19 protein-coding genes are annotated in these 22,904 nt (G+C 37.9%); 3 read left to right on the top strand and 16 right to left on the bottom strand.

The annotated features are described in order from the left end of the window. Nucleotides 1-589: 589 nt before the first annotated feature. From LVD51_RS07545 to LVD51_RS07525, 5 genes are all read right to left on the bottom strand, one after another. Nucleotides 590-1,246 carry an SCO family protein gene (locus tag LVD51_RS07545; protein WP_236970601.1) on the bottom strand — a complete coding sequence of 219 codons (657 nt, stop codon included), beginning with the start codon at nucleotides 1,244-1,246 and terminating at the stop codon, nucleotides 590-592. Continuing rightward, nucleotides 1,215-1,799 carry a toxin-antitoxin system YwqK family antitoxin gene (locus LVD51_RS07540; RefSeq protein ID WP_236970600.1) on the bottom strand — a complete coding sequence of 195 codons (585 nt, stop codon included), beginning with the start codon at nucleotides 1,797-1,799 and terminating at the stop codon, nucleotides 1,215-1,217. The genes LVD51_RS07545 and LVD51_RS07540 overlap by 32 nt, the downstream gene beginning before the upstream one ends. Next, a complete protein-coding gene (locus tag LVD51_RS07535; protein WP_236970599.1) occupies nucleotides 1,800-2,570 on the bottom strand; it encodes a YHYH protein in 771 nt (256 codons plus the stop codon). Between the two features lie 540 nt (nucleotides 2,571-3,110). Then, complete coding sequence (locus tag LVD51_RS07530) at nucleotides 3,111-5,351, bottom strand: ligand-binding sensor domain-containing protein (RefSeq protein ID WP_236970598.1); 2,241 nt, start codon at nucleotides 5,349-5,351, stop codon at nucleotides 3,111-3,113. 9 nt (nucleotides 5,352-5,360) lie between these two features. Further along, on the bottom strand, nucleotides 5,361-6,731 hold the full coding sequence (locus LVD51_RS07525; protein ID WP_236970597.1) for a sialidase family protein: 1,371 nt from the start codon (nucleotides 6,729-6,731) through the stop codon (nucleotides 5,361-5,363). 137 nt (nucleotides 6,732-6,868) lie between these two features. On the opposite strand from LVD51_RS07525, the gene LVD51_RS07520 reads away from it, so the two are divergent. Then, the gene (locus LVD51_RS07520) at nucleotides 6,869-8,131 is read left to right on the top strand and encodes a hypothetical protein (protein WP_236970596.1); all 1,263 of its coding nucleotides are present in this window, start codon (nucleotides 6,869-6,871) and stop codon (nucleotides 8,129-8,131) included. Between the two features lie 6 nt (nucleotides 8,132-8,137). Further along, nucleotides 8,138-9,028, top strand: coding sequence for an alpha/beta hydrolase (locus LVD51_RS07515; protein WP_236970595.1), 891 nt, complete (start codon nucleotides 8,138-8,140; stop codon nucleotides 9,026-9,028). Nucleotides 9,029-9,166: 138 nt separating this feature from the next. Here the strand turns inward: LVD51_RS07515 and LVD51_RS07510 are convergent, their stop codons facing one another. The 10 genes from LVD51_RS07510 to LVD51_RS07465 form a co-directional block, all read right to left on the bottom strand. Further along, on the bottom strand, nucleotides 9,167-9,736 hold the full coding sequence (locus tag LVD51_RS07510; protein WP_236970594.1) for a YceI family protein: 570 nt from the start codon (nucleotides 9,734-9,736) through the stop codon (nucleotides 9,167-9,169). 95 nt (nucleotides 9,737-9,831) lie between these two features. Further along, a complete protein-coding gene (locus LVD51_RS07505) occupies nucleotides 9,832-11,181 on the bottom strand; it encodes a GntP family permease (protein WP_236970593.1) in 1,350 nt (449 codons plus the stop codon). After that, complete coding sequence (locus LVD51_RS07500) at nucleotides 11,182-12,330, bottom strand: glycerate kinase family protein (protein ID WP_236970592.1); 1,149 nt, start codon at nucleotides 12,328-12,330, stop codon at nucleotides 11,182-11,184. Next, nucleotides 12,320-12,667, bottom strand: coding sequence for a Dabb family protein (locus tag LVD51_RS07495; RefSeq protein WP_394803161.1), 348 nt, complete (start codon nucleotides 12,665-12,667; stop codon nucleotides 12,320-12,322). Before LVD51_RS07495 ends, LVD51_RS07500 begins: the two co-directional genes overlap by 11 nt. Nucleotides 12,668-12,974: 307 nt before the next feature. Beyond that, nucleotides 12,975-13,559, bottom strand: coding sequence for a hypothetical protein (locus LVD51_RS07490; protein WP_236970590.1), 585 nt, complete (start codon nucleotides 13,557-13,559; stop codon nucleotides 12,975-12,977). Nucleotides 13,560-13,734: 175 nt separating this feature from the next. After that, nucleotides 13,735-14,694: a DUF4382 domain-containing protein gene (locus LVD51_RS07485; RefSeq protein ID WP_236970589.1), complete on the bottom strand. Its 960-nt coding sequence runs from the start codon at nucleotides 14,692-14,694 to the stop codon at nucleotides 13,735-13,737. A 402-nt stretch (nucleotides 14,695-15,096) separates the two neighbouring features. Continuing rightward, nucleotides 15,097-16,068, bottom strand: a complete 972-nt coding sequence (locus LVD51_RS07480; RefSeq protein ID WP_236970588.1) for a succinylglutamate desuccinylase/aspartoacylase family protein — start codon at nucleotides 16,066-16,068, stop codon at nucleotides 15,097-15,099. A 2-nt stretch (nucleotides 16,069-16,070) separates the two neighbouring features. Further along, a complete protein-coding gene (locus LVD51_RS07475) occupies nucleotides 16,071-17,516 on the bottom strand; it encodes an ATP-grasp domain-containing protein (RefSeq protein WP_236970587.1) in 1,446 nt (481 codons plus the stop codon). Nucleotides 17,517-17,596: 80 nt separating this feature from the next. Beyond that, nucleotides 17,597-19,072 carry a sulfatase family protein gene (locus LVD51_RS07470; protein WP_236970586.1) on the bottom strand — a complete coding sequence of 492 codons (1,476 nt, stop codon included), beginning with the start codon at nucleotides 19,070-19,072 and terminating at the stop codon, nucleotides 17,597-17,599. A gap of 12 nt (nucleotides 19,073-19,084) precedes the next feature. After that, the gene (locus tag LVD51_RS07465; protein WP_236970585.1) at nucleotides 19,085-20,656 is read right to left on the bottom strand and encodes an alpha/beta hydrolase-fold protein; all 1,572 of its coding nucleotides are present in this window, start codon (nucleotides 20,654-20,656) and stop codon (nucleotides 19,085-19,087) included. A gap of 286 nt (nucleotides 20,657-20,942) precedes the next feature. Between LVD51_RS07465 and LVD51_RS07460 the strand changes: the two genes are divergently transcribed. After that, a complete protein-coding gene (locus LVD51_RS07460; protein ID WP_236970584.1) occupies nucleotides 20,943-21,464 on the top strand; it encodes a hypothetical protein in 522 nt (173 codons plus the stop codon). A gap of 226 nt (nucleotides 21,465-21,690) precedes the next feature. On the opposite strand, the gene LVD51_RS07455 is transcribed toward LVD51_RS07460, so the two are convergent. Continuing rightward, a complete protein-coding gene (locus tag LVD51_RS07455; RefSeq protein WP_236970583.1) occupies nucleotides 21,691-22,575 on the bottom strand; it encodes an AraC family transcriptional regulator in 885 nt (294 codons plus the stop codon). Nucleotides 22,576-22,904: the final 329 nt, after the last annotated feature.

Below are 22,904 nucleotides of genomic sequence, written 5' to 3'. Positions count from 1 at the left end.
ACTCATCACCATGCCGAATTATTGCAGTATTATTTGGACGAATTTTGCTATCGTTTTAATCGCAATAAGATGAAGGCAGAAATCTTCGATCATTTGTTGAAGCGAATGGTTCGCCATAGGCCGCGGACCTATTTAGATATTATCCACTAAATAACTAATTATATGGGAATCCCACCCCACCTCTAATCTCAACTCCCTTTAGAAATTTAATTTGCAACCTTTTTTATAACTAAAGGATGATAGGAATCTTTCAATCTTTTTAAATTTAAGATAAATTCTGGATTGCCTATTTAGGATATAGTTATTTGTTATTGAATGATGAACTCCCTACTTATTAATTACTCCATTCTCCACCATCATGAAGGTTGGAAAATGATTAATACTGTTGATAATGGTGAAAGATATTATTTCTGTATTCTAGAAATTTTAATTAATTCAATGCTTAGACTGCCCGATACTGATGATCTCAATTGAGTCCTTAATCAAGTATTATATAATCTGGATTTTTACAAGGAAGGATATTGTTTTATTATCAAAATGTCCTTTTGTTAAACAGATAAAAATCATAAAGTTATCCTGCTAAATTTGCCTAATTGCTACCTAAAAGGTTTTTAATATCTTCTATAAGATAATCCATCTCTAATGATAGAGTTCCATTGTATATACCTCGAATCCGACGACGATCATCCACTAAAACAAAATGCTCAGTATGTAAAAATTCACTGCTGTCTTTACTGTAACCTAATTGTTGTTCAGCGAAATAACTAGTTCTAGCCAAATTATAAATATCGGATTTTGATCCTGTTAGAAAATGCCAATTCTCGTTATTAATATTTTCGTTCTCTTTATATTTCTTTAAAACACTTGGACTATCCCGCCAGGGCATAACAGAATAGGATAATAATACCACATTGGTACTGTCCTTAAAAGCATGACTAATTTTTTTCATATTTGACGTCATATCAGGACATATGCTTATACATGAAGTAAAAATAAAATTAGCAATATGGACTTTCCCTTCAATGTCCTTTTCATTAATGGTTGCACTATCTTGGTTTAAGAAGGAAAAATCACTAATCCGATGAGTTATCGAATCTTCAATCTCTTCAGGATTAGAAATAAAGTGCGGTGTAAAGTCTGCACTATTGTAGTAGGGCAACTCCAGTTGACCGCCATGTTGTTCAATAGTATTCTGACAGTTAAAAGTTATTATACTACTGAACAATAGCAATGCTATCCGATACATTTTTACAATTTTTTGTTCCCAATAAACCATATCTTTTCCCATTGACAATAACGTAGTTGGATTGAATAGAGCCATCTGAATGCCACATCTTTTGAGAGCCTTCCTCTTGACCTTTTTCAAAATGTCCTTCGTGAATGAGATTGCCCTCTTTATCCCATTCTCTTAACCTCCCTTCATAATAGTCATTGACAGTGGTAAATTCAAAACGCTGACCACCATTTTCCCAATAAGCGATTTGCTGACCGTGTTTTCTTCCCCGATGGTATTGCCTTTTTTCTTTCAACTGGCCATTGTTAAACCATAATTTACTACTGCCTTCAAGTAGACCATGCCAGTAACCAGATTTCATAATGGTGTCATTAGAATGATGATCTAATTGATAAACATATCCAGAATAGGGTTGATTGCCAATATACAATGTATCTCCATGCCAATTGAATTCATCATAATCCTGTGTTAATATGGTTTTTGGAATATTTAGATGAGAGGAATCTATATTTATTCCATTGCATCCGAAGATCAGAGTTGTGGATAGAATCATTAAATATTTCATTTATTGTGAAATTGTACCAGGATTGCCATAATATCCACTGCCATTGAGATAGGGAGGATCTGCGGTGAAATGATAGTGATATATACCATTGGGGAAGTCATCTGTAGGGTGGGAGTGTCCATGAAAACTGTCGAGATCATCACTCGTTAGTGTTTTGCCATCTTCTTCTGGCCCATAGACTGGAAATCCATCGAGTAGAAAACCAATTAATCCAGCTCGAGTCGATTTTACTGTAGTGAGATATAGTGGTTCCACATGGTAATGGTATTGTCCCACACCTTGTGGGTGGCCATAATATTGATCGAAGCTGTTGATCTCATGAGTCAATTCAAGGTTATTGGGGCCAGCATATTGGTTGTACAAGGCCACTCCATTGAGTGCTACACCGATAGGGCCCAAAGAGGTAGCTCTATTATTGGCTGCTTTTTCAGGGTTAAGGGGAATCTTAAAAGTTAAATTTTGAGTGACTATGGTATTGGGGTTTTTGCGAAAAGGATTGCCTTCAAAGGTGTTACCCGAAAAGGATTCGTATAATTCATGATTGGTTTCGTAGTATACACTCTTGTGATCTGGCATACCTTCTGTCTTAATAGTAACATAATCACCGTCAATGCTAATGCTTTTTGCACCGTAAATCTTTGAATATACTGAGGGGATGTCTTGGTTGTTTGATGATAATTCCGATGAATCCTTTTCACAATAAGATGAGATAAGGGCAAAGAATAAGATCGCCAAAAAGGATTTAGATAATAATATGGTCTTAGCCATCATGTTGTTTTTGTTTATTAGACATCAAAAGAAATAAAATCCTTCGGACTAGTCTGAATTTTGAGAGATAGATGATGAATTTCCTTGAAGGTTTAATACCGAGATAAATATTCTATTTATGCCAAATAGAGTTTCAGGATTGAATCAAGGCTTAATAAATAGGAAGATTGGAGTTTGATAGAAGTCAAATGTGTTAAAAAATTATAACGATTTTATGTAAATATATTTTTCTATTTTTTAAAAATTTCATGAGCGGTTAGACATTTTAACAGCTGCACTTTTGGTTCTTTAAGTAAATCTTTGTGTACTTAGTGAGGAATATTCCATACCATGAAATCAGCTCTGTAATGAGCAATTAAAACTATTAATCATTAACCATTGCCCATTGCCCATTAACCATTGCCCATTAATCATTAACCATTAACCATTAATCATTACCCATTAACCACTAACCACTAACCACTAACCACTAACCACTAACCATTAACCATTAACCACTAACCACTAACCATTAACCATTAATAATTGACCACTTCCCATTCCTTATTCCGCTTGGATTAAATCGATATATCGGCCTAAATAATAAGGCAATAACCAAAAAACAGGCTCTCGCTCTTGATGAGGATTACCGGCCTTGGCTATAAAGGGGTTAACATCCCATCGAATAGTTCGATATTCACTCACCGGTCGAAGATCCTCTGTTTGAATTTCTTCTAATATCGGACTTCTCCCTAACACAACATCCTCTCTCAGGCTATTGTCTATATGGTAATCGACTAAGTCTAAAGGACTATCTTGTAAAAATGTGATGGATTCTTTTAAACCCTCACGATTGTGACCGAGATAATTATATAAGAAATTAATAAATGGACTGTTGCTCTTTCGATGTAAAACAAACCATTTGTCCAAATGATTTTTGTACTTCCTCAATAGGTCTGGATTCCTTTCTTGCTGTATTAAAACGGGATAGAGATAGGCCGTTAGAAAAATATCAAAATAAGTGTTGAATGCAGGATCCGGTGATAAAATTGACTGTGCATTCTCCCAATAACCGTGTTCATCAATAAGTTGATGATAGATCTCTTCATAGGTATGATTCCCAGTCATAAATGATCCCAACTTAAAAAATGAAAGCAGCTCCATCGAATTTAATGCTCGCTCTGGGGTCCAATCAGGATTGTTATTTAATTGATTTGGAGACCAAATCCCCCATTTCGTCGGTCGACCGTCAACATCGGTTAAATTGAAATCGTTTGCCAATAAATGATCTAGGATTTTGGAAACATGATGAGCTATCTTCTTTTTCTCTGACTCATCAGCTACTAGATTATAATAAAAATAATATCCGAAAAAATGACCGCATATCTCATCACTACTGGTATCGCCCTTCCATCGCCATTGACCATCGGCTGAGACATGCCATCTCTCCTCTACAAACTTTTGTCTGGGATTATCGACCAAAGCATCTGCTCGTTCCTTGATCGGCACAATCCTATTGTGATCGTGCATCACCGTCCAATCTACCGGTATTACCGTACGAGCAAAGAAACCGCTATCACCTGTTACTTCTCGCAGTAAGTACAAAAAATCAAATGCCTTTTTTGCTCTTTCTCTAGATAAGCTGTCTTTGGTCACCGCATAACGCAATGATTCCATAACCAAATAATTAGAGGTGAATTCACCATCATTGTCATCGTCATCCAATCGAAATGAAGTCGTATCTCCAGCATTCTCTAAATGTAGTCTTGCCGGTATCCATGGTGGACGAATAAATCGATTGATGAGCCGGTTATAATAATATTCACTTTTTTCTGCCAAAGTCATGGAATTGCGTTTTATCTGACTAATTCCATTATCAGTGGCTACCCAAACATGGCCTTCGCGATCAAAATCAATATCTCGAACTTGATTGCCTACCAACCAACGCGGAGATAAATACACGCGGTATTCATCTTGCTGCGAAGGGATCCAGCTAATTCCGTAGTCGGTACCGATCCACATCGCTTGATCTGGCCCCTGCTTGACCACCCTAACTTCTCCATTGGGCAAGCCTTCACTAGGTCTGATTTCATGTATTTTATCATCATCTTCCCAAATACTAATACCGCCTAATCCTCCAACCCATAATCTACCGTCACTTGCATAATCGGTACTTCTAATATAGGCACTTATCATATCCTTAGATCCTCGATGCAACTCTGCTTTGCCGTCGGATAAATGGTACAAGCCAACATCGGTAGACACATAGTAGCCATCCGATTTATGAGATTCAATAGATCGTATACTATGAGCCATATTGACATCGATAGCCTTCCATTGATTGTTTATTAGTTGCCAAAATCCCTTTGGTCCCAGAGCTATCACGCCTTCTTCATCAGCTGATATTTTGGCAATTGGGGGCGTTAAGCCTTCCCAGTGATTGAGGTCTTGACCATCGTATGATATAACTCCCATCCACGTAGCCATCCATATCGTACCTTCGCTATCAGATTGAACATCGTAGGCCGGACCGCGAAAATGGCCAGTAGTTATCAATGTCCATTCATTGGAATTTGATTTTTTACAGAAAACCCCATTTTTCGTGGCCGCCCAAACATTGTTCAATTCATCTACGTGGATAGCTCTTACGTCCTTAGTCGATTCATCCAATGGATCAAGAGTATGACCGACATGAATTTCTTGGATAAATGAGGTGTCGTGGTGACCATGATTGGAATCTTGTCCAAAACAGGGACGCAACAATGTAGAAACAAGGATAAGTAGATATAATAATAGTTTAGTCATAATGGATGATTATTGAATCCAATCTTTGGTTATGGAAACATATTTTACGGTTTTACTTTTCTCATCTTCTCTATCCTTGTGGTGATAGCTATATATTATATGGATCCGTCCATCCAAGCCTTCAATTACCGAAGGATAATGACTTGAAGTCCCTTTGTCGAGACCTCGCTCATCATTTTCAATGTTTTTTCTCGTCCATGTTTGACCTTCGTCATTAGACATTGCCACTGAAAGATTATATCTGCCGTCTTCGAGATGGTTGTAAACTAGGATCCATTCACCCGACGCTAGGGTTACACCGTCGAATCCAGCTCCTGAATTGGGAAGGTCGATATCTTTGGGGATAGACCACTGGTCGCCATTGTCGGTTGATATTGAGGCTTGAATTCGCTGAGGAGGTGGTCCGTTGTCTCTGAAATAGGATACTAAATGTCCATTTGATTTTTTAAATACAGTAGCTTGTATACCTGCTCCACCTAGGATAGGATTGCTATAAGTCCAAGTCTCACCCTGGTCTTCGGTTATAGCAAAAATGCTGCAATCCAATCCATCCGAATAGAGGGGAAGAATTATTCTATTTCCCGAAAGGATGGGTTTGTTTTTTGTTTGCCAACCGATTCTTCGGGCTATTGGATATCCTAACTCGGCTTCGTCATATCCACCATCATTTGGAATTCTTCCTTTTCTCATCATGTTCCCACCTCTGGCCAAACTGTCTACTTTTGCTTTGTATTCTTCCCAATGAATCAGATATTTTTCTCTGTCTTCTGAACTGTATTCATTTAAAATGTTTTCGTTGAAATATTCTTCATATTCTCTAAGTTGCTTTTGAACACCTTCCACAAAACGATCACTAGGTTGAATCCCTCGCTCAGTCTTATTGCCCGGTTTAACGAAAATAATATCTTGCCACGACCATTTTGGAGGGCCAGGGTTGAGATAGTCGGTAGATTTTCGATACATCGGGATAGATGTTTCCCATTGGTTGGCCAGCACTGGATACCAAAACAACCATAAGGTTTCATCCTTACCTAGATATAAAACGGGATTAATGTCGGGATAATCTTCCACATCTGCCATTAAAAAGGGTTCAGACCAGATACTGTCCCCTTGCGTTAATCTAGATCCCATAATGACTACATCGTCGGCCCATCGCTCACCAGATCCTTGAAACCAAGCGGAAAGAATATCTCCATTGGGTAATTGAGCAATGGTGGGGCCATGAACATGGTCACCTTGTTCGGGGAAAATAATACTCTCTTCATACGATGTTTTAATGGTCTTCTCCGAACTACTGGACTGACAGCTGGTTAAACAAAATAGAAGGCTTGCTAGGTAAAAAAAGAATTTTAATAGGGGAATAGATCTGTTGTACAACATAAGAAAGTAATTTGGTATAGATTAATTTTCAGTTATTTACTTGATTAATTCTATATAAAAATAGAATTATTAGTCTAAATTAAGTATAATTGAACTTAAGTCAATAAATATTTTGCAAAGGATAAAATTATATTAACATGCGTTATTTTTATACCATATTGGCAATTTTGGTTGCTGTTGTGATAGGTAGCAGCCAAGAAGTCAAGGTAGGAGCGGCCAAGAGAATCATTACCCCATCTCCATTATTACCGGTATCTGGAGGGGTAGGCATTCCCAAACCTGCACACAAGAAGGAGGGGGATTTGTTTGTTCGAGTAATGGTGGTTGAAAAGGGAGGTGAACGCCTAGCTATCGTCGGCATTGACAATCTTGGTTGGCCTTCTTTGTTGGCGGATGAAACAAGGAAATTAGTACCTGAAATTCCAGCCCAAAATATTATCATAGGTTCGAGCCATACTCACAGTGCCCCTGACGCCTATGGATTTCCAGATGAAACGGGAAAATCATCAGCCGACCCGGAGTATTTATCATTTTGTATTCAGCAAATGGCTGAGGCGATTAAAGAGGCTTTGGCCAATACTCGACCCGCCGTATTAAAAGTTAATGTAGGGGAGGCAAAAGGAAAAATAGCTTTCAATTATTATGCCGATGAATTATACGATCCCCGTTGTGGAGTTATTCAAGCCATCGATGCAAAGAGTAATGACGTGATCGCTACCTTAGTCAATTATGCTATTCATCCCGAAGTGATAGGGAATAGTCGTGGCATTCTCTCCCCTGATCTTTGTGGTCCATTATATGATAGAATCGAAGAAAGAGTAGGTGGGGTAGCCGTATTTATGAATGGGGCCCAAGGAGGAATGGTTACTGCTGATAATCGCAGACCGGGAATGCATGAAGTTCAAACCTATGCCGAATGTAAACGCATTGGATATATTCTCGCCGATGAAGCCCTCAGAATAGTAGGAGAGAGTGAAGTATTAAAAGATCCACAGGTTTTTGTTCAGGCAAAACAAGTAACCTTTCCGGTCACTTCCCCATTGATGAAACAATTGATGACTTTGGTCAATTTTGGAGAAGAAAAAGATGGAAATTATTTTGTAAAAACCCAGATGAATTTAATCAATATCGGAACCGCTCAAATTGTTACCATTCCCGGAGAAGCATTGCCCAATATCGGCTATTACCTCAAGCGTAAAATGAAATCCAATCAACCCTTTGTATTTGGACTGACCAATGATGCTTTTGGCTATATTTTGACCAAGGAAGATTTCCAAAGCTTTAAGAGATATGACTACGTATCACGAACCAGTTTAGGAGAAATGACAGGGGATGTATTGGTCAATGAAGCGCTAGAACTTATAAAAAACAATCCAGCAGCAGACGATTTTAAACAATAATAAAATATGGAGAAGACAAAAATTATCCTTTTCAGCCTAGTATTTATTGCTCTATTCATCAGTTGTGGGACGGTAAAAGATCTGTCGATCGAGGAATACTATAAATACGATAGCCAGTTGCCATTAAATGCCACCATTGCAGATAGGAAGAGTGATTCCGATATGAAAACCTATGATATAACATTTGAAAGCGTACATCAGCAAACAGTGACAGCCACGCTAACCATGCCCAATGAGGAAGTCAATAAGCCATGGCCTGTAATTATCTTTATGCATGGCTTGGGTGACCACAAAGAAGCAGATTATATGGAATATGGCAATCAGTTTTTCATTGATCATCAATATGCCGTATTGCGGGTCGATATTGCCAATCATGGAGATCGGGAGACGAAGGATTTCGATTTTAGTTTGACCGATGGATATCGTTATTGGACTAGGGATGTAATGTCTCAAACCGTCTTTGATTTACAGCGAGCCGTAGATTTTATTGAAAGTCAGGCCAATTTAGACAGCGATCGCATTGGCTATTTTGGCATCAGTCTTGGGGGCATGATAGGTACTATTTTTTCCGCTATCGAGAAGAGAATCAAAGTGCCAGTGATAACTTTGGCTGGTGGAAAGATGCATTTTATGTTTGGAGCTAAGGGCTTGACTCCTGCAGTGAAAGCTTATTTTAGTGTGATAGATCCTATCAATTTTGTGGCCGATATTAGTCCTAGACCTTTGTTGATGGTCAATGCATCCAACGATGAAATTGTACCGCCTATCACCTCAAAATTTTTGTATAAAAAAGCAAAACAACCCAAAGAAATAATTTGGTATCCGAATAAACACCGCGATGTTCCACCTGATTTAATCTTTGGAGACGGAGTGGAATGGTTTAAAAAATACCTGTAAGGTCAATATCTTTGTAGACCATAGCCGACCCTATTCAGAGATTTTCAAAGATTCCCAAAAATCAATTTCGCATTGTAAATAAAAAGGGAGGATTGTCACTACAATCCTCCCTTTTCAATATTTGATATTTGTAAAATTTTATTTCAAAGACACAATCTGAATATCTACATCAGACCATGTTTTGCCTTCGTGTAATTCTTTACACGCCTCATTGATCGAGGATAATGCATCGCTGCCACTGAAATCGCTTACGATATCAATAGTTCCACTTACAACTGTAGCAGTGTCATTTAATTCATAATTGAAATCAAATGTTTTTTCTACTCCATTCATTTTAAGAGTAATGGGCATCTTATTGCCTTCTGGCGCACCGTAATTCCCCGAAATAGTGGTGTTTGATAATTTATTGAAAAAGAATTGAACCAATTTCGGATCTCTGATATTGGGCTCTCCTGTGTTGACTGATGCAGTATTGATGGAAAAACTATTCCCTTCTAAACTGATATCGTCAAAGGTTCCTTTGACACCAGCCTTGGCTGGAGTTTTAAATGCCGTCCAGGTTAATGTGGTTTTGGCTAAATCATAACTGGGTACTTTGCTCTCCATCGGAGCTGCTTCCGGAGTCATTGAATTTTCTTCACTTTTTTTAGCATCATTTTTACATGAAGTAAACACTAAAAAGGCAAGAATAGGCAGTAGGTATTTCATAATATTAATTTTTTAACAAATGTATTAAAAAGAATGTGAATCTGTATAATGGTTAAAGTCAATAAAACGCTAAAACTTATTAATAATTATATTAATTATGTCCAAAATTGTGTCAAAAAATAGCCCAGATAAACAAAGATAATACCGGTGAAACCTTGAATAGCAGTTGCTGTGGTATGGGTTTTGTAAGCTGTAAGTATGTCCATGTTGCTAAATTTGGAGACGACCCAAAAATAGCTGTCATTGGCGTGGGATACCGTCATCGCACCAGAACCAATGGCCATGATGACCCAAGTTTTGCCCATGTTGGAATCCAGTCCCAATTCCGGGAGTACTGGAAATAGAATAGCAGAAGTGGTTATTATGGCTACGGTAGATGAGCCTTGTGCTGTCTTGAGAATGGCGGCGATAATAAATGGAATCAATAATCCCAAGGAGGATTGACTTAAATTGTTGCCCAAATAATCTCCTAGAGGAAGTTGTTGTATGATGGCGCCCAATGCTCCACCCATGCCGGTGATAATGATGATTTTGGCAGCATTGCTCAATCCGTCTTCCATCCAATCGGTTAGAGTTGTTTTGTCCCATGAAGGCAGTAACAACATAGCAAAACCTAAACCAATGAGCAATGCATTGGTTGGTGATCCGACAAAGGTAAAGATGGTTTCCAACATGGTATTGCCACTTTCTTTCATCAATCCAGTAGTTGTCCCCAGCGCCATCAGCAAGATGGGAACCAGTATAGGGGCCAATGCCATCCATAATTTAGGAGATGGGATTTCATTTAATTCGGCCATTTGGATCTCGAAATCGTTATCTTGTTGAGGGGCGAATTTATATTTTTTACTTAAATATTTAGCGTAAAGATGACCTACGACCACTACGGGAATTGCTATAATAATACCGGTGATGATAACCATAAATAGGTTGTTCATTTCAAGATTAGCTGCCGCTGCTATAGGGCCTGGGGTAGGAGGGATGAGAACGTGAGGTGCGTACAATCCCGTAGACAAACCTATGGATATGGGAATGAGGGAGGTTTTGGATTTGGCGGCCAAGGATTTGTTAATAGAAGATAGTATTACAAAGGCAGCATCACAGAATACTGGGATGGAGACAATATATCCAATAATACTCATAGCCGATATGGGGCGTTTGTCCGATACCACTCTTAATATGGCATTGCTTATGGTTATGGTCGCACCGGATTTTTGGAGAATTACTCCTATTAGTGTTCCCGCGATAATTACGATGCCGATACCACTTAGGGTTTTCCCGAAGCCCTGTCCGATAATACCTGCAATTTCACTACTGTCAATACCAGTCATAAAAGCAATGAAATAGGCTGATATCAAGAGGGCGAGAAAAGGGTGAAGATGCCATTTGGAAGTAGAAACAATAATAAAAACGATTCCAATGATTAATGGGATAAATATGGTAGCCATTTAAGAATTTTTTGAATTGTATATACGCATTATTTGCTCACTGGTTTGTTCGATGTATTGAGAGCCATTTTTTATGGCTTCTTCCAATGACATCGGCGAAGGAAGGATGGAAAAAATTGCAGTTAAGCCTATGTCATGTAATAATGCAGTCTGAGATCCAACACTGCCCGCCAAACCAATAACCGGTTTGTTGTATGGTTTTGCCAATCGGGCTAGGCCAGCAGGGACCTTCCCGTATTGGGTTTGATGATCTATTTTCCCTTCACCAGTAAAGATGATATCTGCCCATTGGATGTGAGATTTTAAATCGAGAAATTCTTGGATAATATCAAATCCTGATTGCAGCACCGTATTGGGCAAGGCCATCAATCCACTTCCCAATCCCCCAGCAGCTCCAGCACCGGGTAGGTCAACTATTTTTCTGTTGGTAGAGGATTCCAAGTGGACGGCATAATGCTGTAGTGCAGCTTCTAATTCGTCCAAAATTTGAGGACTGCCTCCTTTTTGTGGTCCGAAAGTATAGGTAGCGCCTCCTTCCCCCAGTAGGGGATTGGTGACATCACATGCCACGGAAATCTGACAGTCATTCAGTCTTTCGTCCAAACCTGAAAGATCCAAAACCTGTAATTGGGATAAGGCCAAACCTCCTTTCTTCAAAGGTTGACCACTTTCGTCTAACAACCGCGCCCCCAATGCCTGCAACATACCAGCTCCACCGTCATTGGTCGCACTTCCACCAATGCCTATGATGAAATTTCTACAACCGCGATTTAAGGCATGTAGAATTAGCTCTCCCGTGCCATAAGTGGTCGTAATCCTCGGATCTTTTTCATCTTGAGAGAGCAATTCAATTCCCGAAATTTTGGCCATTTCAATAATGGCCGTCTTGCGATCTTCTATCCATCCATAGGTAGAGGATATTTGTTTCATCCTGGGATCGTGGGCTGTAGTTTTTATCCACTCTCCATGAAGTCCGGAAATCAAGGCGTCAATAGTGCCTTCCCCACCATCGGCAAGCGGTATTTTTCTAATATTAGCTAGAGGGTATACCTTTAGAATACCTTTGGCCACAGATTCAGATACCTCGTTCGCAGTCATGGACTCCTTGAAGGAGTCCGGTGCGATTAAGACATTTGGATTATTTTTCATTAGCCCAATAATCTATTACGAGAACATCATCCAAGTGCGGTTCCAAGACACTTACAAATGCCTTGTGTGCGGGATGAGGTAAGTAAATGGCTCGATCCTCTTCGCTGTCAAATGTGACAAAAAAGCAATGGGTAAATCCCTTGTCCAAACCTTCTGGACTATTATTAATCCCCCATTCGTAATCTTTGATCTGAGATATTTCATTGGGAAGGTTGGAAAAAGCGTCTTTTACACTGGCAATATCTTCTGCAGATGAAGTGGACTTAAATTTAAAGAGCACGACATGTCTCAGTTTTTTAGTCTCTGGTTTCATGGTTTCTGATTGATTTTGAGTCATCGGTTCTTCCTTGGGTTGTGGTGCATTATTACATGCAGATAATAGGATTAATTGACTTACAAATATGTAATAAATTAGCGGTTTCATATCGTCAGTATTTTGTCGATTTATAAAAATATTGTTCTTAAAAATATAATCTCGGTTAATAATAAGATAATCTATTAATAAAATGAAATATATTTAATTTTATGACAGAGTTTTGAGCTGCTAGCAATAACTTCGATTAAACCACTTGGAAGAAGACCAAAAAAAAACTCCAATTCAAATTTCAAGTTGAATTGGAGTTTTAAAATATTTTTGAATAAGTCTATTGGTGATAGGCTTGATTGTGCGCTAAGGTAGATCCACAAGTACTACACGCGACTGCACTTCCACCGCCGCCAGCACATCCATTGGCACAAGTATAGTGCCATACTCCAGCTGCGTTTTGGGCTGGTTCCGGTGCTTTTGGAGGTTGATTTCTAATTGTGGTTTGTGTTTGTGGCGAATTAAACACAGAAGGTTTAAGATTGCCAGGACTTAGACTTTGGCTTGGATTGCCTTGTTGTTGCATATTTTGAATGTCTTGATCAATGGTATGGTAAGCGTCATTGTGTACATAAGCCGTTCCACATACAGGACAATTGCCCGCTGCAGGTCCACCACTACCCACACAATTATTGGTACACATATAATGAGTTATTCCTCTTTGGCCTGGTTGAGCTGCTGCACTACTATTCGCAGATTGCGATGAAGGAGCAGGACTGGTAGCTGATGGAGCCAAGGGAGCTGATATTTGTTGACTGTCTTTCGTCGTGCTTTTGTTGCCATCTTGACAGGAAAAGCTTACCATCATCAAACAGATAAGAAAATACCAAGATGAATGAAAATTTTTAGTATTAAACAAGGTCATAAATGCCATTTATATAGATGTAAAAAAATATTATTATATCAAATATCTAAAATTAGTAACGAAAGCGAGGTGTTTTTATTCTAAATTTTAGTCTTTACTATAATAATAAAAAAATGCAGCCTCGAATAAGACTGCATTTTAATAAATATAACTGATGTTTTGAAATTGGCAATTGTTAAAGATTCAATAATCCGGTCACTGATAAGTCTATGGTGGTCTCAGCCCCAGCTTCAAGTGTTATATCTGTGAGATCTATAGCAGATGAAGTATTTATTTCCAATAACCCGTTAAAGTTAAGCTCATGGGAAAGACTGTCTGCTGTGAATGCTGCAAAATGAATTTCATATTGACCTGGATTGATAAAGTGTAGTCCATAGTCTCCATTCTCCTCCACCAATGTACTGGTAATAGCATGGCTAAACATCACCTCTTGATTGCTGGTGTCAATTTCGGCATTGCTATCAAAACTTCCTTTTTCGTATAGGAAGGCTACAATTTGATCTGCCGTTGTACTGCCTTTGTCACAATAGCCAGTGATAGTACTGGCATTGTCTTTACTGATAATTCGCAATGCATCGTTGAAATTATTAGCCGTTGTCCAAGCAAATTGTTTTGTCGAGTCGGTACTGTTGGTCAGTTGAATGCTTTTTCGAAGATCAAAATCCAATACCAAAGTGGTGGTGCTGTCTTGAGCAATATCAAAATCATAACTAGCTTCCACTTCGTTCATAGTCGATACCAATGCTTGTTTGCTAGAGTCTATGAGTTGTATGTAACTACCGGGGGAATTGCCTTGAGCATCTGATTCATGATCCAATACCAATGATATTTTTTCATATGATTTTTCTGGTAATGTTATGTTGCCCAATGCTTGAGTGACTCCGTTCTGTAAGTCTAAAAGGTTGATAGATATTTTTTGGAATCCCGTAACCGATTGGCCATCTAATTTTAAATCGGCAATGGTGACGAAGGCTGCCGCTACGTTGGCTTGATCAATAGGGGCATCGGTAATTTCTAAAACAAGTTTTCCTGAACTTTCACCTGGATCCACGACTATGTCTTCATCTTTTTGACAAGAGGTGAATAATAAAGTACTCGCAAAAGTTATAAAATAAAACATTTGTTTGATCATCATAAACTGGTTTTTTAATTATTCAAATGAATGAATCAACAAAACGGAGGGTATTTTATTTATATTATGATAATTTATGTTTAAAAATGTTAATTAACTATAGTTAAGATGCTTAGTGTTAAATTTTTTATTCTATGTAATACTTATCTAAGGTTGACGTTAATGCCGGTTATTGAAGTATGTAGATTGTTTTATTATGATAAGTGTTAAAGTAATTAGGGCTGTGCTGTGTTAGGTAAATAAAATATATTGTGTTTTACTATTTATTTTATTTTTATATCAAAGATATTTAGTGCTAATCGACATTTTGACGGATTGGAATAATTGAAATTAACCATGAAAATCCTGTCATCATATGGTGATCATTGATGTGAAATTATCTTATAAATATACTGGTGAGGTGTATTATTCCGAGGGTTCACAAATACCCAAATGCAATATTCGTCCACCAGTTTTGTTGGCCGGACTCTTGCTCTTTCCTATTACGATTCCATCCTCAGGAGCTCTGTATTCACGCAGAATATTGCCAAATACATCTCTCAAAATGGCAATGATGTCACCTTTTTTGACTTTTTCAGTGAGCTCGGGAATTACGGTTAACAACCCTCCGGTATCGGTGTATATCCAATAAGATCTATTGCAGACCACAGTATTTCTGAGATTGGCTTCTATAGGGATGTTTAGCATCTTGAGATAAGACAATACATTGTATATACCCTGCATCCCACTCTTAATCATTTGTTTCTGAAAGGTATTGGGATTACCTACCTCAATCGTGATAGCGGGAATATCTCGTTCTGAAGCCGTGCCCCTAAGTGTGCCGTCTGACGGTGTATTGTGTACAATGATCTCAGCATCTTGAAGTTCGGCCATCTTCCGCGTAATATTGTCTTTGAGGTTGGCTCTGATATAATAGGAATTTATTCTCCCCACACTGGCTGTATGTAGATCTAATAAGTAGTCGAAATGAGAAACCACTTTGTCAATAAATCGATAGGCATAGACCTCACTTTCATTGCCGTTTTCTTTTCCTGGCATGATACGGTTGAGATCTTCACCGTCGGTGTACCTGCGTTGTACTTCTTGATATGCAGGGATATTTACTATAGGTACAGCTATAATAACACCAGAAAGTTGGTCCACTTCTAATTCGTCAAACAATCGCTGAAGGGCTTGTGTCCCGTTTAATTCATCACCGTGAACGGCTGCAGTTAGGCCTAAAGTTGGACCTGCTACTTTGCCTTTAGCTATCATAACCGGCAAATAAGAGGGCAATCCCAATTCGTTATTGATCAGAGTAAGATAAAAATAGTTTTTAGAATTGTTTTCTATGGTCGATAAATCAATTTCTTTAATGATTTGAGATTTGTGAATCATAGTTAATGCATTATTTCATTAATCAGGGTTTCGTCATCATTAATAGAACGAAAATAATCCCATTTAAAATCTCCTTTAGTGGAAATCAATTTTTTACACATTTTATCAATGGCTATCATCGAGAGAACGGTCTGAATGTAGGCTTCAATTAAATCATCGAGTCCTATTCCCAATTTATTGAAATCCCTTCTATCCATTAGCATTAGTCTATTGGAATCACTGGCCCATTGATTTTCACCTAATTTTATAGATAAATTGGTTCCTAACATTTTCCAAGAATCGCTACCGCTATCTAATTCATCGGTCAATGGACTGGCTGTCCTACGGGCGTAGATACAAAGTGGTTTTATTCCCTCCTTTGTAGTGGACGCCATCATTCGCAAATCGGTAACAAAGGTTTCGCCCTTGTGATTGGGTATAGTACCCACTTGATAAAATTTCCCTTTTTTACTGATAGAACTCCAATTGTAATTTCCGATTAAACTCTGAACAATAAATTGTTCGTATCGAAATTCTTGGGCCATAAAACTATCTAATTCCTTTTGATTGATAATGGTAAATACTCCCTGTCCAGCATTGCTATAGGGTATTTTGATCACCCCATGGCCCCCCATTTGGGCAATATGGGCAGGAATTTCTTCTTTTTTGACATCGTAAATGGTGTCGGGGATATTTATTTTTAATCCATTCGCGCTATGTGATTCATTGAACATTTCATATGCTTTGGCAGCAATCATTTTATTTCTTCCCCCTGCCAAACAAGCCACTATAGGATTAAGGATTTTTGTTTTCGATTTAATAGGCAATCTATTCCAAGGTTTTTGGGTTAGGTATCTGAAGATGGCCCTCAATGGAATCCACTCTTCTTGATGATAGACCATTATAATCTCATCTTCCACCTTGACCAGACTACTATCTTCTTCATTGTAATAGGGGATGAGCAATACATCTTCTTTCATGACATCGGCGATAGTAGCTGCGTAACCACTGGTTTCAGTATAGTTTTTATCGTAAAACACCGCAATTCGACCTTCTATCGAAGCGCCATTAATTTTCTTTTTCTTTATTAGAGGCTTGAAGGTTCGCTCGATAAATAGCTTATAGCTGCCCGCTTCATTATTCTCATCTAAAAGCGGCATCGATTTTTGTCCAGAGGGACTGGAATTGTTTTCGATCACAACCATTTCTCGATTGCCATTTTCAGAAGTCGCATTGATGAGGTCGGCTCCACACCACTGGAAATACTTACACTGATAAGTCAGCAATTCGTATAACTTTACCTTGTCAACCCTAGGGTGTAAGTGGCAATATCTGGTAATGATTCTCGTTTTGTCCAGTGAAAAAAAGAAACTCACCATTGGATGAATGGTTGCATTTAATGCTTTGGGATACCAATGATTTTCACTGCTAAAACTACCCGGACTTATCCACTCTATATTTGTATTCACCTTATTTTTTATTTATTTAAGGTTTAATGATACAAGTTTTAATTGTAAACTAACCTCATTTTTTAATCTCTGATATAGATTTAATGTTCTATAAACCTAGTGAAAAGAATTGAATCATTTGACATAGAATGAACTGCATTATTTTTCATCCCAGGCATTTCTCCACGGATATTAAATCCCTGATCTACTTTCTTATTACTATCCCTGTGATACCAGTCTTTTGTAAGATTCTCTGGTTCGGTATCATCGGTATATTTTTGCCATTCCACTAATTTTTGATGTAGATCATCGCGAACCGATTGGAATGAGGGCTGAAGAGCTAGGTTGTTTAATTGTAGAGGATCTTCAATTACATCAAACAATTCCACCGTTGGTCTTGGGGTGACAAAAATGTCGGATTGAGCGGGACTAAGTTGAGCTTTATTCCTAGCCAAAGCTCTAAATGAAGGGCTGTTTAAGGCATCGGCTGGTCCTTGATTGGGTAATTCAGGAAGTTTATTGATTAAGTATAGATACTGATTGGATCGAATCATTCTTTCATACGCTTCGTGGTCATGCCAGTTGTGTTCAGAAAATACATAAGGTCTGATTTCTTTTTGGTGATCTTGTAGTAAGGGTGAAAAGTCGATTCCTTGAAAACTGGCAGGGGCGTCGACTTTCGCCAGAGCTGCCAATGTTGGGGCGAGATCAATACTGCTTACTAGACCAGATACACGTCCGGGTTTTACCTCGTTATTTCCTGGCCAATAGACAATAAATGGTGTTTTCATACCACTGTCATATACTCGAGTTTTGTCTCTAGGAAATGGACGACCATTGTCGGCCATAATAATGAAGATGGTGTTATTTAAATCACCACTTTCTTGCAGTGCCGATTCAATTTCGCCAATACAACGGTCAAACCGAGCAATCTCATCATAATATTTCGCTAAATCCATTTTTGTACTGTCGTCATTGTTCAAGGTAGCTGGTACCGTTAGATCTTTAAATGAATGGGTGTTGGATAAATCGTTTTTGCCCCAAGGTCGGTGGGCATCTAAAGCTGCGAACCAGAAGAAAAAAGGTTGGTCTTTGGGGCGATTATCCAGGGTTTCTAACCATTTGTCTTCACCGCCATTGCCATTGCCTTTTACATGAATAGTGTCAAAATGGGGTTTGATAAGTTCGCCCATATGCCATTTGCCGGCAGAAGCTGTATAGTAATTAGCTTTTTTTAAAGTACTGGCTATGGTGGCTAGTTCTACTAGGGGCTCGGTGTGAAGTTCCGCGGCTCCAGTATTGTGGGGATAACGTCCAGTCATTATGCTGATCCTGCTTGGACTGCAACTGCTGGCAGTCAAATAGGCGTTGTCAAATACTAAACCCTGACTGGCCAGACGCTGAATTATCGGAGTTTTGACCTCTGTATTGCCATATGGACTTAAGTCGTTCCAGCCGACATCGTCAGCTATAAATACGATGATATTAGGAGGAGAGTGAGTCTTTGTGGTTGGTTGACAGGCCATGGCTAAATATATACTGGCCAAGGATAGGATTAAACGTTGCAATGCAATCATTGTTTTAATTTTTTAATACCATTGAAATGCAAAATATTGACAAGGTTTGTTGCCAGTATTCTTTATAGCATGGGGGACATTTGCCGGAATATAATAAAAATCACCAGTTTTGGCAGAAAATTTATTATTACCGATTTCTTCTTCTGTTTCACCCTCTATCATCAAAAGGATTTCAGCCGCTTTGTGGGTATGTGGTTCATGGCTTTTTATGCCTGGATTTAAGGTCGTAATATGCATTTCATAATAAGGACACATCGTGGTAGATGTGTTGAAATAGCTGCGCACCCCTCCTTTGCTGTGACTCTTGTAGGGAATGTCAGGGTAATCTATGACAAAGGATTCTCGCTGTTCTGGTTCAAACTTTTCATCTTGTCTCGATTTGTACTTCATGGTGTAATAGGCTGAAACTTCACTTAGTGCAGAGAGATGAGCTTCTTCACCAGGTAATATTACCGCAACGCTATTTGGTCCAATGGTTTGGCTAGTATTTTTCAAGGTTATTTTAAATTGCCCCTGCTGAATGATAATGATTTGTTCATATTCTTCATTGCTGAGGTCTTTACTTTTTGTATTTAAATCTTCCATTTTATTGTAAGAAAGTTCCATTTGGTCAAAATGTATGGTATGGCCAGAAACTATGTGGTGTTGACCAGCTATGGTCGGTGGGGAGTATGCTTTGCCAGGTATATAGTTAGGTGTCCGATCCTTCCATATCCATTCCAATGCTTGGGGAAGGATTTCACCTCCCATTTTGCCATTGTGTCCACCGGATCCCGATACAAATTGATAATCATAGTTTTTAAAGGCCAATGCAGCAGCCATTTGTTGATTGGCTAAGTACCAGTTTCCATGTTCGTTGTCTAAATCGTTTTCATTGCCTTGTAAAAATACTTTTATGTTTTTATTCTCCGATTTTCGAATCAATGAAGGGTAGACATGTCCTCCCTTGATATTGGTAAAACTCCCGATATGACTAATGACTTTTTGGAATCTTTCCGGATGATGCCAAGCGGCAGTGAAGGCTGCTATGCCTCCGGAAGAAATGCCCACAATAGCAGTCTCTTCCGGTTTATGGCTAATGGTATATGTTTTGCTTACTTCTGGCAATATTTCTTCAATTAAAAACTGACCATATTTGTCGTCCATAGAATCGTATTCTACGCTTCGATTAGAAGCCTTCCATGGATTGGTCAACAGGGTTGAGTCTTTGTGGTGACCTGGGTTGATAAAAATAGCAATGGTCACGGGGATTTTTTCCTGGGCAATTAGGTTGTCCAATACGGTAGTCGTTCTAAAGTCTCCATCTTTTTTGAGATAAGTATGGCCATCTTGAAAGATGAGTACCGATGCTGGTACTTGGTCGGAATATTGTTCGGGAACATAGACTACATATTCTCGAACCGTGTTGGGGTAAATCTCGCTTTCCCAGGTAAAAGTGTAGGTTTGCCCTTTCGGTATCTTGGGATATTCCATAGAATTGGGGCCGAGATGATCAGTGTTTTGAGCTTGGCAAATAAACTGGGTAAGTAACAGAATGAATATCAGACGGTATTGTATTTTAGTCGTGGAAGGTAGTTTGTTCATGTTCTTTGTTGGTTTCGGTTGCTTTGTTTGAGTATTTGTTCGGTTATTATTGGGTGATTCAATATAAAATATATTTACCGCTTAGCCAATATTTATTAGAGTTATAAATTTTTACACGTTGTTTTATTTTAAAATCATGTGTTCTTAATTAATTTTCAGTGTTTTTTAGGAAATGAAATCAAATAAATGTGGTATTTTGTATATAGGAGTAGAATGAAGGGCGGTAATTGTGTTGAATTATGTAAAAATATCCTTGTTTAAAGGATGTGTAATTGAATAAGTTGAAGTGAAAAAAATATTCACCATATATAGATATAGGATTCTGGAATTTATATTTAAACCAGATCGGACAGCCTTTAATCTTTCTTTTTTATATGGGAAAAAAGATGAGGGGAATTTAAGTCAGAGGCCAAATTTTTCAATGGAAATTTCTGGAGGTTATTTGGAGGAAGCAGCCAATGGGGTAACTTATTATGGTCATGATGGACAATTGATATTCTTTCCAGATATTAAGTTGTCGGCCAAATCTGTGAAAGGGACTGCATTTCAATTTTTAGGAGTCATACATATCAATAAATACTGGGCATCAAGTGGATTTAATGTGTATGATTTTACCCACGAATACGGTCACTTTATTCAAGAAAAACGAATAGGGAGTTTTAAATTTTTATTTACCATAGGTATTCTCAGTGTGTGCAGTGTGCTATATGATACGTTGACAAAGTCAAATCTTCATGGCAGTCGTTGGTTTGAAAGAGAAGCCAGTCAGCTTGGATTTGATTTTATAAATGGAGATATTAATGGCTAGTGTTTTAGTTTGACATCATTCTACAGCTTGTTATTTGCGAACACGAATGATTAATTCAGTCAAGTACTGCCATCAATTGGTATATTTTCTGAGCTATTGCCTCAGTTATTTTTATTTACAATCTGTGATGTAGCCGTGATAAATTTTTCTAGAAAGTGTGTGTAATAATCTATACCGTAGTTTTTTAGAAAGATAGGGTTTGTATTTGTGTGGGTAGTTTATTAATTTATGTCGTGCAAGAACTCTTTTTTAATAAGACGTATTCTCCTTTGGCTTTAAAATCGCGAATGGAGCAACCTGCATAGCGCTTGAAGGTTTTTGAAAGGTGACTGGTGTCAGTAAAGCCAAGGTCTTCTGCTATTTCAGCAAGGGTATAGTTGGAATTGAGTAGGCGGATTTCTACCATTTTTAATTTGGATTTAATAATGTATTCCCTTAAAGGAATCTTCATTTGTTTTTTGAAATATTCACTGACATAGGTGGGAGACATTAAAAATATTTTGGCCAAGTGTTCGATCTTAAGGTGATTGGGTTGACTAATGTGTTCATGGATATAAGTGACCATCTTATTGATTCTTTCATCGGTATTGTTTTGGTTCAATTCTTGGAAATTTCCTTTTTTAATGTTTCTAATTAAAATTTCTAAAACACTGGTCATTAAACTGGATATTAGGGAGATGGAATGGGATCCATAATTTCTAGATTCCTGTAGAATGATAGCAATGAGTCGTTGGAGATGTTGTCGATCTACATCGTCTTTGATTATGTCTCCTGGCATTTGGTTGTAGTTGGATAGTAGGTAGGAGGCTTCTTTGAACCATTCGTTTCTGTCAATGGCTACACGATAATTGGTTTTGAAAAAGGCATCGGTGAATTTTAGGAAGATAAATTTTGTTGGCTTTTCAATGTTAAAAGAATGGCACTTGAGTGGAGGTAGCAAAAACATGCTGCCTTGGTGATATGGATATTCATTGTAATTAATGCATTGACTGCCTTCTCCATCAACGATGACTACAAATTCAAAAAAATTATTTTTAACTGGTCGCTGTTTCCATTCAGATAATTCTATTTCTTGTATTTCGAAAGGTTGATAGGCTTCTATTGTTTGCATTTTTCCGATTTTAGACGGTAAAATTAAAATAAATATGGGTTTTATGTGATTTGTTTATAAAAGAAACCTTTAAAACTACCTTTGTTTCCATGTTTTGTACATTATTCTGCTTATATTCTCTGAATATCTTTGCTTGTAGAAGGTGAATGATACCAAATGTATTTGGTATTAAACATAGGATAAAGGTTGTCATTGCGTCGATTAATCTAATCTCTTTTTTTACTCAATTAAACTAACCAACATATGATGATTTAACATCGTGTTGTAATGGATTTATAGATATGATTTTTTATGCCTTCAGTTAAATTAAGATTAGTATAGTTATTTTT

It is taken from the genome of Membranihabitans marinus, assembly GCF_021729155.1.
In the GTDB taxonomy this organism is placed as follows: Bacteria; Bacteroidota; Bacteroidia; order Chitinophagales; family Saprospiraceae; genus Membranihabitans; species Membranihabitans marinus.
The sequence above is the reverse complement of the archived record's forward strand: the minus strand, read 5'-3'. Positions and strand labels throughout refer to the sequence as shown.

Excerpts from the sequence above, each read along its gene's own strand:
- LVD51_RS07545 (WP_236970601.1), bottom strand. The coding sequence starts at position 1,246 with ATGTATCGGATAGCATTGCTATTGTTCAGTAGTATAATAACTTTTAAC.
- LVD51_RS07540 (WP_236970600.1), bottom strand. The coding sequence starts at position 1,799 with ATGAAATATTTAATGATTCTATCCACAACTCTGATCTTCGGATGCAAT.
- LVD51_RS07535 (WP_236970599.1), bottom strand. The coding sequence starts at position 2,570 with ATGATGGCTAAGACCATATTATTATCTAAATCCTTTTTGGCGATCTTA.
- LVD51_RS07530 (WP_236970598.1), bottom strand. The coding sequence starts at position 5,351 with ATGACTAAACTATTATTATATCTACTTATCCTTGTTTCTACATTGTTG.
- LVD51_RS07525 (WP_236970597.1), bottom strand. The coding sequence starts at position 6,731 with ATGTTGTACAACAGATCTATTCCCCTATTAAAATTCTTTTTTTACCTA.
- LVD51_RS07520 (WP_236970596.1), top strand. The coding sequence starts at position 6,869 with ATGCGTTATTTTTATACCATATTGGCAATTTTGGTTGCTGTTGTGATA.
- LVD51_RS07515 (WP_236970595.1), top strand. The coding sequence starts at position 8,138 with ATGGAGAAGACAAAAATTATCCTTTTCAGCCTAGTATTTATTGCTCTA.
- LVD51_RS07510 (WP_236970594.1), bottom strand. The coding sequence starts at position 9,736 with ATGAAATACCTACTGCCTATTCTTGCCTTTTTAGTGTTTACTTCATGT.
- LVD51_RS07505 (WP_236970593.1), bottom strand. The coding sequence starts at position 11,181 with ATGGCTACCATATTTATCCCATTAATCATTGGAATCGTTTTTATTATT.
- LVD51_RS07500 (WP_236970592.1), bottom strand. The coding sequence starts at position 12,330 with ATGAAAAATAATCCAAATGTCTTAATCGCACCGGACTCCTTCAAGGAG.
- LVD51_RS07495 (WP_394803161.1), bottom strand. The coding sequence starts at position 12,667 with ATGACTCAAAATCAATCAGAAACCATGAAACCAGAGACTAAAAAACTG.
- LVD51_RS07490 (WP_236970590.1), bottom strand. The coding sequence starts at position 13,559 with ATGACCTTGTTTAATACTAAAAATTTTCATTCATCTTGGTATTTTCTT.
- LVD51_RS07485 (WP_236970589.1), bottom strand. The coding sequence starts at position 14,694 with ATGATGATCAAACAAATGTTTTATTTTATAACTTTTGCGAGTACTTTA.
- LVD51_RS07480 (WP_236970588.1), bottom strand. The coding sequence starts at position 16,068 with ATGATTCACAAATCTCAAATCATTAAAGAAATTGATTTATCGACCATA.
- LVD51_RS07470 (WP_236970586.1), bottom strand. The coding sequence starts at position 19,072 with ATGATTGCATTGCAACGTTTAATCCTATCCTTGGCCAGTATATATTTA.
- LVD51_RS07465 (WP_236970585.1), bottom strand. The coding sequence starts at position 20,656 with ATGAACAAACTACCTTCCACGACTAAAATACAATACCGTCTGATATTC.
- LVD51_RS07455 (WP_236970583.1), bottom strand. The coding sequence starts at position 22,575 with ATGCAAACAATAGAAGCCTATCAACCTTTCGAAATACAAGAAATAGAA.